This is a genomic window from Acaryochloris sp. 'Moss Beach', assembly GCF_021497025.1.
In the GTDB taxonomy this organism is placed as follows: Bacteria; Cyanobacteriota; Cyanobacteriia; order Thermosynechococcales; family Thermosynechococcaceae; genus Acaryochloris; species Acaryochloris marina_A.
The window spans coordinates 4,814,851-4,827,618 of sequence record NZ_CP071717.1; the positions used below are offsets into that span (position 1 = coordinate 4,814,851).

Annotated in this window: 10 protein-coding genes and 1 tRNA gene; 5 read left to right on the forward strand and 6 right to left on the reverse strand. The window is 45.9% G+C overall.

What is annotated here, in order from left to right; all coding sequences use genetic code 11:
• Positions 1-43 precede the first annotated feature (43 nt).
• Both HRE53_RS22715 and HRE53_RS22720 read right to left on the reverse strand, forming a co-directional pair.
• On the reverse strand, positions 44-1,048 hold the full coding sequence (locus HRE53_RS22715) for a hypothetical protein (RefSeq protein ID WP_235108050.1): 1,005 nt from the start codon (positions 1,046-1,048) through the stop codon (positions 44-46).
• A 38-nt stretch (positions 1,049-1,086) separates the two neighbouring features.
• Entirely contained in the window at positions 1,087-2,061 is a 975-nt protein-coding gene (locus HRE53_RS22720; RefSeq protein ID WP_212665428.1) for a cysteine synthase A, read from the reverse strand.
• 211 nt (positions 2,062-2,272) lie between these two features.
• Between HRE53_RS22720 and HRE53_RS22725 the strand changes: the two genes are divergently transcribed.
• Both HRE53_RS22725 and HRE53_RS22730 read left to right on the forward strand, forming a co-directional pair.
• Positions 2,273-2,345 (forward strand) — tRNA-Met (locus HRE53_RS22725).
• Between the two features lie 238 nt (positions 2,346-2,583).
• Positions 2,584-2,730, forward strand: a complete 147-nt coding sequence (locus HRE53_RS22730) for a DUF2256 domain-containing protein (protein ID WP_212665429.1) — start codon at positions 2,584-2,586, stop codon at positions 2,728-2,730.
• Positions 2,731-2,760: 30 nt separating this feature from the next.
• Here HRE53_RS22730 and HRE53_RS22735 read toward each other — a convergent pair whose 3' ends face one another.
• A complete protein-coding gene (locus HRE53_RS22735) occupies positions 2,761-3,090 on the reverse strand; it encodes a hypothetical protein (RefSeq protein WP_235108051.1) in 330 nt (109 codons plus the stop codon).
• A 293-nt stretch (positions 3,091-3,383) separates the two neighbouring features.
• On the opposite strand from HRE53_RS22735, the gene aat reads away from it, so the two are divergent.
• Complete coding sequence (gene aat / locus HRE53_RS22740) at positions 3,384-3,965, forward strand: leucyl/phenylalanyl-tRNA--protein transferase (RefSeq protein WP_315874877.1); 582 nt, start codon at positions 3,384-3,386, stop codon at positions 3,963-3,965.
• Here the strand turns inward: aat and HRE53_RS22745 are convergent.
• The 3 genes from HRE53_RS22745 to HRE53_RS22755 form a co-directional block, all read right to left on the reverse strand.
• Positions 3,938-6,607 (reverse strand): ATP-binding protein, encoded by a 2,670-nt coding sequence (locus HRE53_RS22745; RefSeq protein WP_235108053.1) that lies wholly within the window; start codon positions 6,605-6,607, stop codon positions 3,938-3,940. The genes aat and HRE53_RS22745 overlap by 28 nt on opposite strands.
• Before the next feature lie 46 nt (positions 6,608-6,653).
• Positions 6,654-6,917, reverse strand: a complete 264-nt coding sequence (locus tag HRE53_RS22750; protein WP_235108054.1) for a hypothetical protein — start codon at positions 6,915-6,917, stop codon at positions 6,654-6,656.
• A 214-nt stretch (positions 6,918-7,131) separates the two neighbouring features.
• Positions 7,132-9,339, reverse strand: a complete 2,208-nt coding sequence (locus tag HRE53_RS22755; protein WP_235108055.1) for an AAA family ATPase — start codon at positions 9,337-9,339, stop codon at positions 7,132-7,134.
• Between the two features lie 337 nt (positions 9,340-9,676).
• Here HRE53_RS22755 and HRE53_RS22760 point away from each other — a divergent pair, with 337 nt between their 5' ends.
• Positions 9,677-11,494: an S-layer homology domain-containing protein gene (locus HRE53_RS22760; protein WP_235108056.1), complete on the forward strand. Its 1,818-nt coding sequence runs from the start codon at positions 9,677-9,679 to the stop codon at positions 11,492-11,494.
• Positions 11,495-11,864: 370 nt separating this feature from the next.
• Positions 11,865-12,614 (forward strand): response regulator transcription factor RpaB, encoded by a 750-nt coding sequence (gene rpaB / locus HRE53_RS22765; protein WP_212665435.1) that lies wholly within the window; start codon positions 11,865-11,867, stop codon positions 12,612-12,614.
• The last annotated feature ends 154 nt before the right edge of the window (positions 12,615-12,768 follow it).

Genomic DNA, 12,768 nt, shown 5'->3' on the forward strand with positions numbered 1-12,768 from the left:
CACTTTTTTAATAAGAGCTTTAAGGCTTCAAAGCTATGTGGAGCTATGGTTTTTTAGGATTAGAACGGAGAATAGGGGCTGTTGCAGTTTGAGATTGCTTAGTGTCTAACCACGCTAGACCTGCCCCCAAGGCTTCGGCAAGGGTGTTCATCAATCGATACAAAGCGACACTGCCCAACGCCAATCCGTAGGACAGGGTGGAGGTCTCAGTCAGGACGCCGGGACGAATCATCAGTTGGCAGACGGTGAGTTCAAATACGCCGACTCCGCCTGGAACTCCAGGGGTGACAAATCCTAGCAGCCAGCCAATACTGAAAATGCTAATCAGACGCGGAATGGCTTCAATCTCGACTGGAGTGAGGGCTTGGACGGTGAGGGCAAATCCAAGACCCCTAAGGACAATAATGCTAATCTCACCGAGTAAAGGCCGCCAGGGATAGTGCTTGAGCAGGAAGGGCTTGGCTTTCCTTTTGGGTTTGGATTTAGAAATAACGGCTCCGAGTTGAGACAGCCGTCGAATCAGAAACCGCAAAATTCTAGGATGGACAATAATTAATGCGGCTAGCAGTCCCAAGCCTGCAGTCCATAGACCGCCCCGAGGCACACTTAACAAACCGAGAATTAACCCTGCTGAAATCATTAAGAGGGTGTCGAGAATGACACTGAGGGAGGCAGCGGTTAGAGGAATACCTATATTTTGGGCAGCTAAGGTTCGACCATAGAGATGGAGCAAATTGCTGGGTAAGTATTTGGCAATATTGGTGGTCAGGTAAATCTGGGTTGCCCAAACATTGCTGACGGGATGCCCCAAATCTTCTAGAATCCATCCCCAGACCCATCCCGTCCCGGTAAAGGCAAACAGGGTGATACCGGTTGCGATCGCAACACTAGCCCAAGCCGACAGGGTAATTTGAATGGCTGCAATCGCCTGCCAATGCTCAAATAAGGCTTTCCCTAAAAAGGCCAAAACCGCCATCAGCAATCCGGCAAAAAAGACGGCCTTATAGCTCGTCCATAGCTGCTTAATCCAGCTCCAACGCTGATCCATGAAGATATGCTCTAACTTGGGTTTAGACCGCTAGTCTTTTAATCAGGACTGAGTCCTTTGGCCTGCAGCCAGTCTGGATTAAACAACTTAGACTGATAGCGAGTGCCGCTATCACACAGCACCGTGACGATGGTATGCCCAGGTCCCATCTCCTTGGCAAGGGCCACCGCTGCGCCCACATTGATGCCTACAGATCCCCCTAGGAACAAGCCATCTTCTCTCAAAAGTTGATAAATGACCCGCAGCGCTTCAGGGTCATCCACTTGAACTGCATCATCGATGGGAGCCCCTTCCAAATTAGCCGTGACCCGGCTGTTGCCAATGCCCTCAGTGACGGAATTGCCTTCCGGCTTAATTTCTCCAGTCTTGACATAGCTATAGAGACCGCTGCCCATGGGGTCCGCCAAAATAGTTTTGAGATTGGGGTTTTGTTCTTTGAGATAGAGGGCTACCCCGGCATAGGTGCCGCCAGTTCCAGTTGAAGTGACCCAGGCATCGATCTTGCCATCGGTCTGTTGCCAGATTTCGGGGCCTGTGCCCTCATAATGGGCGAGACGATTGGCCAAATTATCGAATTGGTTGGCCCATACGGCATTGTCTAGCTCATCGGCAATCCGACCCGATAGTTTGACATAGTTATTGGGATCACGATAGGGAACCGCTGGCACGGCCCGCACTTCTGCCCCCAATAGCCGCAACGCATCCATCTTCTCTTGGGACTGGGTTTCAGGGATGACAATTAAGCATTTATAGCCTTTGGCATTGCAGATATGGGCGAGGCCAATTCCGGTATTGCCTGCCGTGCCTTCCACAACTGTACCGCCGGGTTTAAGCACCCCTCTTTTTTCGGCGTCATTGATCATAAACAAAGCCGCTCGATCCTTGACGGAACCGCCTGGATTTAAGAACTCAGCTTTGCCCAAAATTTCACAGCCGGTTTGCTCACTGAAACTATTGAGGCGAATGAGGGGAGTGTTGCCAACTGCGCCGACAAAGCCGTGTTTAATGTCCATGGTCGCGGAAAAGATTTACATATTTGCCTATCTTCCCACGACATGCACGGCTGTGACCAAGGGTTATGGGTCTGCTACCCCGGTGTTTGCCAAAATTGAGAAATTCCCCAAACCGAGGGTGCAAAGGGTCTGCTGTGTATGTTACGCTACTAAACTGTCGGTGTTTGATGAAAGCTAACCCGTTTCAGTCATTCTCACCAACCGACTATCTGGCTCAGTAGCTCAGTGGTTAGAGCAGGGGACTCATAAGCCCAAGGTCGGCAGTTCAAATCTGCCTTGAGCCATTTCTAAAATTTGTATGAGCTGGAGGCTTGTTTGGAAGATTGCTTTCAGATAGGGTTCAGCAGAAATCATCGTTCTGTGAGGCTTCTCTCATTACAATTAGGCTAGGCAGTATCAAGACTCCTACTCTACAGTTTTCGCTGATTCGGGTTTGAACTCCTGCCCCATCAAAGAGAAGGAAATGATCCGTCGGCAACTTCTCAAGGATTGAACCCCATTCAATTTTGTGATGAACTCAGCATGGCACCCCAAAAACGCGACTTACCCACTAAGATTTGCCCAGTTTGTGGATTGCCGTTTACCTGGCGCAAAAAATGGCGAAATTGCTGGGACGACGTTATTTACTGTTCTGAGAGATGCCGCAGAAATCGTCAGTCATCGTCTTAACTCCATGGGTTACCCAATTCTTTGAGAAATTCAGTGGGCATAACCCACTCGGCTGAGTCCTAGAATACGAAAGATTCTGGCTTCTATGTCTTGGAGCTGTTCAACTGTGCTGGCATAGAGGCTGTTTTGGCTGCAAAGATGCTGATGGACTTTGACTAGCAGTTCTAGTTCACTCATCATTTGAGTGGTTTCTGTCTCATTAGGGTAGAGACTGGCAATAATGCGATTGATATCGGCGGTGGTATCAGCAATAAGCTGAGTCCCATGAGCAACGGCGGATTTGAACTCCTGACCCTGTTGTTTAATCAACTGACGAATGTAATAACCGGTGGTGGCTAAAAGTTGGTGTTGAGGCATCATGCTAATCAGTCCTGTAGAGGTGGATGAAGACGAGATGGAGCCTGAATCAGGCTGCTATAAGGGTTCTAATCGTGGTGGAGGCTTTTGTGATGTTCTGAGTATTGCAGGGTCAGTTTTTTGTTCTTGTTTGAGTCTGGGTTTAAGTTGTATAAGTTCGTCTCTCATTTCTGAAATTCATCTAAAGAGTCGGCAAAAAATGCTGAATCAGTCGATGTCCTTCGGTAATTTCCTTAAAATGTTGAAGAGGAAATGTCCGTAGCAGGTGACTTCAGTTTGATTCGATGTCAAAGATGATGCAGATTGATCCGGCTGAGATCATTGCAGGGTACCGTCAAGGCTATTTTCTGATGGATAACGGTGATGGGTTGGGATGGTATTCCAGTCAGACCCGGACCGTTATGCCGTTGGATGATCGGTTTCGCTACCCAAAATCCCTCCGCCGGAGTCTGAACCAAAACCGATTTACGTCAGCGATCAATCGCGATTTTTTTGGGGTGGTCGAAGGCTGTGCTAATCGTGACTCGACCTGGATCTCTGATGAACTGAAGATGATCTACATGTTGCTATATAAAGCTGGGTGGGCTTATAGCTATGAAACTTGGCAAGACGATCAATTGGCAGGGGGCATCCTCGGATTAGTGATTGGTGGGGTATTTATTGGTGAATCGATGTTTTTCCATATCTCCGAAGGCTCCAAAGCCGCGATGGTGATGTTGGTGAATCATTTGCGATCGCAACAATTTGCCTTGTTTGATGTCCAAATCACCAATCCTCATTTGGAACGATTTGGGGCTTACACCATTTCTGAAAAAGAGTACCAGCAAAACCTTCAAGCTGCGATTCAGCTTCAGCGGGCTTTTAAGTCGGGTTTATAGGGGATTGCGATTGTAAATGTGGTGCCTTGCCCGACCTGACTATCTATCTGAATGGTGCCTTGAAGAGACTGGGTCACAATGTTGTAGACAATATTGAGTCCCAATCCTGTCCCCCCTCGATGACGAGCGGTGGTAAAGAAGGGTTCATACACTTTAGAAAGATTTGCTGGCGGAATACCACAGCCATCATCGCTGTATGTCATAAAGGCCCGTTGTTCTTGCTGTTTAATTTGAATCTGTAACTGCCCTGTTTCACCTTCGGCGTAGGCATGTTTGATGGAGTTAGTTACCAAGTTCGTAATCAGTTGAGCTACTACTCCTGGATCATGGATGAGGGTGATCCACTCATCTCCAGACACCCTCAGTTGGTGACCAGAATGCTTAACCTGGGGCTGAAGACTGGTCACCACTTCTTCCACATAAGCTTTCAAGTTGAAGGTGCGTAACTCCTGATGGGATTGATCAATCGCGACTTGCTTGAAGCTTTGAATCAGATCTCCAGCTCGGCTGAGATTACTGTTCAGTAGTTGGGTGCATTGGCGGACCACCTCTAGATATTGATTGAGAGTCGACCGCCTGAGTTGACCGTTCTCAGCTGCTTGCAGAAATTGTTCACTCTCAGCTGCGAGGGTAGAGGCAACGGTGATGCTAGTGCCAATGGGGGTATTGATTTCGTGGGCTACCCCAGCAACTAAAGTGCCTAACGCAGCCATCTTCTCTGCTTCGATCAGACTGACTTGAGCTGACTTTAACGTTTCTAGGGTTTCTGAGAGTTCTTGGGTGCGCTCTTTGACCCGCTGATCCAGTTGGGCATTCAGCTGTTGCAGTTCAGCTTCTATGTCTAGTCTTTTGGAGAATAGTCGAGCATTCTCTAGCGCGATGGCTGCTTGGGAACAGAGGAAGTTGAGTACGGTGATGCGATCGCAAGTAAATACCCCCGCCGTAGATTGGTTCTGCAAATACAACAAGCCACTGAGATTGCCTTGATATCGAATAGGTAAACAGAGAACACTGCAAGGGTGATGTTGTTGTAGATAATCATCAAGAATGGGTAAGTCGATATCTAAGTCATCAACAACCAGAACCTCTTGCGTATGTTGGACGTATTGAATGAGTTGAACGGGTAAGTTGGAGCTGCCAACGAGAGGTTCGTTCGTGAGTTGCGTCGTCTCAGGGATAGCAGTGGCTCTGATATGCCAGGAGTCATCTGTTTCTGGTAGGAGCAATACTAAGCTATCTGCTCCAGAATTTTGCAACATCATCTGGGTGAGTTTTTCTAGTAGTTCACTTAGATTCAAGCTTTCTGAGAGAGCTTGGGCTCCTGCAAGAAGAGCTGCAAAGTCGAGACTAGTATTGAGGTTGGTTCGGTTCGAAGTAGCTGAAGAATGAATCGATAGATTGGTATCAACAAGACTGGCCAAGGTCGCAAGTGGATTGAGCGACTGCGATCTTGGCTGAAGAATAGGTTGGAGCAAATCAGTATAACGCTGTTCAAGATCATCAGTTTTGGCTTTTGCTCCCCAGCGAGCGTAGCAGCCGTAAGCTTCTTGTATATAAGCTGTGGCAGATTTATCTTTGCCCCAATCGAGGTAGAACTTTGCTGCTAGTTCATTCCCTAGTGCTTCTTCTTGGACATAACCATTTTCCTTCGCACCGGCAATAGCAAGCTCATAGGCATCAATTGCCTCCAGCTTTTGATCCAATACTCGATGTCTTTCAGCTTTAACCAAGTCCACCTGATGCTTGAAATTCATCGGAGCATGGTGCGAAAACAGGTCCAATTTTTTGATGTCATTATCAACTTGAGATAAGCTATGGGTGCGTTCTTCAGCAGTACCTTGATTGAGGATAGCTAGACAACAGAGTGCTCGAAAATAGTATAAGTAAGAGATTTGAAATTCCCCTGTTAATCCGCTATTCGATTTATTGGCAGTTTCTGCAAAGCCAATCCCTAATAAAGGCTTGCCAAATAGATAGCTGACAACTAATTTATTGATGTAGAGTGCTGCAATCAAAACGTCGAAATTGTTTTCCTGCCAATTTTGTAGGCATTCAGATTCTCGAAAAATAGTTCCCTCAAGTTCCCAAGGTTTCTCGCTAAGGTTGATAAGATTTAGGGCTGTTTGATGGAAAATTTGGAGACTCCATAATATTCCGTCCTGCCGATAGGTTTCTAGGACTTTGCTATAGGTCTGGTTCTCTTGGTCGATAGTGGCTAAATTAACACCTGAAAAAAAGAGGAATTGAACATAGTGTTGGATACCATAGGCTGTATATTCAATGTCTCCAGATTCAATACCAATGCTGAATCCATTTTTTAACGGAGGGATGCAGTCTTTGAGCAACCCCTTCCAAGGAGTAACATAGGCATAAATCAGGTTCCTGACCCGCATTTCAAATTGCTTAGTAGGGAAAGCCTCCATTACTGCTAGAGCTACTTCCCCTGCAAAGTAACCGGATTCAAACTTTTGAAAGCCACACAACAGCATGGCAAAAAGTGCATAAATTGAAGCAGAAGCTGGGATATTACCGTGTTGTAGTAAGAGCGAAATTTGCTTGCAAATAATGATCGGTAAAAGTTCAGGCTTTGACTTATAGGCATATCCCACCATCAGGGTTAGCAAATCTTGAGTTCTTAGCAACTGAGGATCGCTTGTTTGGGGTAGAGCAATAAACTCATCAATCGTTCTAGACTGAAATTCTGATAGAGTTTGACTCAGTTTTTTTCTGGATAGTATCGTTACTGATTTCTGTTGACATCTGAATGCCCAGTGACTTCAAGACCTTGAGGGACAACTCTAGACCTGACAACATCTTTCCCTGGGCTTGGTCACTCGCAATTTGGGCAATGTAAATGGGAAGCGTATCCGCAATCACAGAAACATGTTCTAATGCACTAGAGCTGATCGTCTCGACGGCTTCAAAGTCGCCCCTTAAATAATGAACATCCACCAACTCTGAATAGAGAGAAAGGATGAGAACATATTGAGTCTTCCACCCTTGATCACTCAGTAGTTTAATCCCACTCTCAAAATACGAGACAGCTTCTGTATAGGCAATTGATGCTTTTGCTTTTTGACCTGCTTCTAGGTTGAGTTGGGCTAGCCGTTGTCGTTGGCATGGATCATCAATTAAGTTAATCCCTTGATTGAGGCTATTAACAATATTAAAAATGCTGATTTTTTTGATCTTGATCGATCCTCTTTTTATATAAAAGCTGACCGATCTTTAGGTGATATTCCTTTTTATCTTCTTCAGGAATCAGAGCATCAGCAGCTTGTTGGAAACGATCATGCATAAAGTGATAGCTGACGGTTATGTCCTGTTTAATTCCGATGTCAGTATCATTATTGTTGTTTGAGAAGAACTTGTAGTCTTCGCTTTGTGAAAGAATCAAGCCATCATTTAAGGCTGGCCATAAATCTGTCGCTATCTGCTCTTTATTGTCCTCACAGACCAAAGCCAAGGTATCCAAATCAAACTGATTGCCAATACAAGCCGCAATTTTTAACACCTCCTGCGTGGACGCTGGTAAAGTCTGTAATCGCCCCACCATAAACATGACTACATCATCTGTGAGTGCTAACTGCTGCACCTGAGTCAGGTCACATTGCCAATATCTAGCTTCAGTATCAAAAGTGATTTGCTGATCACTGTGCAGTCCTTGTAAAAATTGGGTAGTAAAAAAGGGATTTCCTTGGGTCTTTTGATACACCAGCTCAGATAGTGGTAAAGCAATGTCAGGCGCACACAGAAGTGTATCCGCTACCAAATGATTGATGTCATTTTGGCTTAAGGACGCTAGAGCTAATGTTTGGAACGAAGAACCCTGCTGTTTCAGCTCATCCAATTGCAGCATCAGTGGATGGGCAGAAAATACCTCATTATCTCGGTAGGCTCCAAGTACTAGCAAATAGTCTGTTTTTGATTTACCCATCAATAGATTCAGAAGGTTTAAGGAGGCTGAATCTGCCCATTGCAAGTCATCCAAGAAAATGACTAGGGGATGGTTTTGAGTGGAGAATACTTGAGTGAATTGGCCAACAAGTAAATTAAACCGATTTTGGGCTACGGTTCCTGAGAGTTCTGGTACGGTGGGTTGCTTGCCAATAATGTGCTCTAGTTCAGGAATGACATCAATCAGAACTTGGCCACTTTCCCCCACAACCTCTAGAACTCGGGTCTTCCAATGCGCTAAATCCGAATCTGATTCCCCTAGCAGTTGGCCCATTAAACTACGAAACGCTTGCACAAAGGCTGAAAAAGGAATATTGCGGTTGAACTGATCAAATTTTCCCTTGATGAAATAGCCCTTTTTTTGGGTAATCGGTTTGTGGACTTCATTGATGACTGCTGTTTTGCCTATCCCAGAAAAGCCTGCCACCAACATTAGCTCTGAACTCCCCTGAGCAACTCGGTCAAAGGCATCCAGCAGGGTTTTGACTTCAGCTTTACGGCCATAGAGTTTTTCCGGTATCAAGAAGCGATCGCAAACATCTCGCAACCCCAATTTAAAGGGCTCAATTTCTTCTCCTGCAGTCACCTGAGTCAGACAACATTCCAAATCATGCTTCAATCCCAAAGCACTTTGGTAGCGATCCTCAGCATTTTTAGCCAGTAGCTTAGCAACAAGATTTGCCACAGCCCCTGGCACGCCAAATTCCGTTAGGGAAGGGGGGATCTGAGCAATATGGCAATGCAGCCAAACCACGGGTTCATCCGCCTGAAAAGGCAGCTGCCCGGCAAACAGTTCAAATAGTGTGACGCCTAAGCTATAAAAATCACTTCTAAAATCAATCCCACGGTTCATGCGTCCTGTTTGTTCAGGAGCGATATAAGCTAAGGTGCCTTCCAAGGCATTGGGATTTTTGATCTCTTGAGTCTCTTTAGGTAGAAGTGAGGCAATCCCAAAATCAATCAGCTTAACCTGAAGGGTTTGGGGATGAAGCAGGATATTACCGGGCTTAATATCTTTGTGGAGGACACGCTGTTGACCGAGATAATGCAGAATATCTGCGAGCTGCAGGGCAATGGTTAACCCATCCTTTAAGGAGATAGAAGACTGCAGCATCTCAGACAGGGGAGTCCACTGCACGTCTTCCATGACTAAGGCATAGGTTTGGTGGCAAGGCTCTAATGCCAGAATCTGGATAATCCCAGGATGATTCAGAGTCTGGCCGATGGTGAATTGATTCCGAAAAGCAAGGTGATCTGAAAACCTCAAGGCCATCTGAGGAGGCGTCGTTTTGATGACAACGGAGGTTTTCTCCTTCAAGCGCCGGGCTCTATAGACCAGCGTATTTTTCCCCTCATGCAGAATTTCGAGGAGTTCATACCCATTGGGAATGATGTTGTGAGGAATGGAGGAACCCATTGCAACAGAACCCCGTAAAAAGGATGTGATTCAAGTTTGTCCACCGAGGAACTATGCCAAGGCCACTGATCTATTAAAGATAGCGATCCTTTCTTTAGACTACAGCTTTGGATATTGGAATTTGTCACTCAGCTTACTGGACTCTGTTCCAACAGAAAATGGTGTTGCGGTCTGAAAAAATACGTCCCACGAGTAGTCATGAAACTTGAGTATGGATTTCACAACAATGCAGGAACCCCCTGCATTACCTTTCGTCAAAACTGGAATGGGATTTTATTGACCTGGGGAATACACAGTTCAACCTGTTCAATCCAGTCCTAAAAAAGGTGTTAGAAACATGTTTAGTGCTCCTCAGCGTGCAGTGGCTGTCGCTTGTCTAACTTCAGTGATCGCTGTTGCTCCTGTTCCTACGCGCTCTGCCTTTGCTCAGTCCCAATTTACGGATGTTAGTAGCAATTGGGCTCAACCGTTCATCGATACCCTGGCTCAAAAAAATATTATTAGCGGCTTTCCCGATGGCTCCTTCCGACCTGACCAGCCAGTGACACGGGCTCAGTTTGCTGCTATTGTCCGCCAAGCCTTTAAGTCTCCTGCGACTCGCCCCTCACGCCCTTTTAAGGATGTGAGCTATGGGTACTGGGCTTCACCCGCCATTGACTATGCTTATACCACTGGGTTCTTGTCGGGCTATACCAACGGCTCCTTCCAACCGGATCAGGAAATTCCTAAGGTCCAGGCTTTGGTGGCCATTGCCAGTGGATTAAAGATTCAACCCGTGGGGGGGGTGGATAGCACCTTGCTCCGTTTCTACGATGCAGCCCAAATTCCTAACTATGCTAAACCGGGTGTTGCTGCGGCGACGCAACGCAATATTCCTGTTAATTATCCGAATGCAGCTAACTTAAACCCGAATCAACAAGCAACTCGGGCCGATATTGCCGCCTTTATTTATCAAGCGTTAGTGAGTCAGGGACGCTTGGCACCGATTGGCAGCAACTTCCCCGCGTCGCAATATATCGTTCAGGGCGGATCTCTGCCTGCGACACCTACAGAATCTGGGACAGGCACCCTAGCCGTCGGTACTGAAATTCCCGTTGAGCTAGAGGGGGCAGACTCGGGTGCCAATCTAGTGATGACCGTGGGCGAAAATGTGGAAACCACGTTTATTGTCGCCGAAGATGTGGTGAATACTAGTCAACAGGTTGTTATTCCAAAAGGCAGTAAGATTGTTGGTCGTTTCCAGCCCTTTGCCATCGATAAGACGACAGGAACTCAATTTACCGCCAACAAAATACTCATTGGTAATACGCCCTATACCGTCAATGCTTCTTCAGTCCCCATTGCGGCCCGTAAAAAGAGTTCTCTCAGCGTCGCTGACTTAACTGGAAGTATTTCCACCGTAGCGGCATCAGCTGCTTTAGATTTAGCAATTAGTGGTGAAGTTGGGGCAGGTAGTTTACTTCCGGGTGTGATTCAGACGGGACAAACCTTAGGTAAACAAGTTCTGGGTCAGTCTGACAACACGGACGAAGTCATTCTGGTCGAGCCCGATCTTATTGGCATGAAACTCAATGCTGATTTTGAGTTTTTACCCGGTTCAACCACAGCATTTGTAGATCCTAACTCTACCAATCTCTATCTGGTTGATACCGGGACCAAGGTTGACCTGGCCTCCCAGACAGATAACGCCAGGTATATCATGGTTCCGGGTGAAACGGTTCCAGTTGAACTGAAAACGGGGAGATCTCTTTATAACAATCAAAATGAAGTTTTGGTGCCGGAAGGAAGTTTAGTCAGAGGCCAAATCATACCTATGACTGTCAATGGCAAAGAAGGTGCTCAATTTGTTGCCAATGAAATTGTGATTGGGACTCAAACTTATCCCATCACTGCTGCTTCGAAGGGGATTTCTCCATCCTCCTTAAATTCTTTAAGTCCAACTGATTTTCAGGGGAACGTGATTGCGTCTTCCGAGGCAAGTCAATCTCTTCGTGGTGTCAGTGCTTCTGGCGAAGAGCAGTCAAGTGGCGGCCTATTAGGGCTGGGGAGCCTGCTTGGCGGCAAAGGTTCGGGTAAATCAGTAATCCTGTTTAACCCAACATCTGTACAAATGGAGTTTCGTGCTCCCTTGAGTTTAAATAACTTCAATAACTAGAGTTAATTGGCTGCTCAATCTGCCTTTCGATAGGGGGCAATCCCTGTGGTGGCTTGGGCAGCTACCTTGTCAAGATTTTCATAATTGAACATTGAAGCTATCAGGGCTGATCTACATTACAAATAATGCAGATCAGCCCTGAATTTCTTTTGGGGAAAGGGTTCTAGTGTATTTAGGGTCAATATGAAAGGAGGCATTTATTCTTGCAGAATGTTAACTTATATTATAAATTATAATTATTTATAACCGGTTCTCCACTTTGTTCACCTAGTCAGCATGTTTTTAAGCAACATCCATTGGAGTTGCTGACGTGTCGTTCGTTTTTGCGCTTATCAATTTGTTTTTAAAATAGTCTGGAGATTTAGGTCCCTTGGGTAGGCAACATAAAATTTTGATTGTTGACGACGAAGCAACGATTCGTCGTATTTTGGCAACCCGCTTATCGATGGTGGGATACGAAATTGTGGTTGCTGCTGATGGGATTGAGGCACTAGAGCAATTTGAAGCTGAAAAACCTGATTTGATTGTTTTAGATGTGATGATGCCCAGAATGAATGGGCTGCAGGTTTGCCAGACTCTTCGCGAAACAACCGGCGTTCCTATTATTATGTTGACGGCTCTAGGGGAAGTGAGCGATCGCATCAAGGGATTGGAATTAGGTGCAGATGACTATTTACCCAAGCCTTTTTCTCCTAAGGAGCTAGAAAGTAGAATCCAGGCTATTTTACGGCGTACAGTTCCCGGTCAAGGCAAAGCAGGTGCAAGTCATGCTGCTGAGCAGGTGATTATGGAAATTGGTCCATTGCGGATTGAAACCCATAAGCGACAGGTGTACTTACACGGCCAAAGAATTCAGCTAACTGGCATCGAATTTGATGTCCTCAAGCTATTGGTATCCAAAGCTGGACAGACCGTTTCTCGCTCAGATATTTTGCAGCAAGTGTGGGGCTATTCTGCCAACCACTATGCAGATTTACGGGTGGTAGATGTGAATGTGTCCCGGCTGCGTTCCAAGATCGGTGATAGTTCCAAACAACCCGAGTACATTCATACAGATTGGGGGATTGGCTATTTTTTTCAAAAAATGAGAAAAAAATCCCCTGAACAAGTGATGTGCTGATAGATTTAGTTCATCCTGTTGCTCCGTTGTATCGATAGTGGTGTGACGGAATTTTTTCTGTATACCTAAAAACGGTTTTCAAGGCGATTAGTTCTTTCTCTGAAAATGAACTATGGTTCGAATTTTTGCCTCTAGATATTGGCTTGAAGGCCAT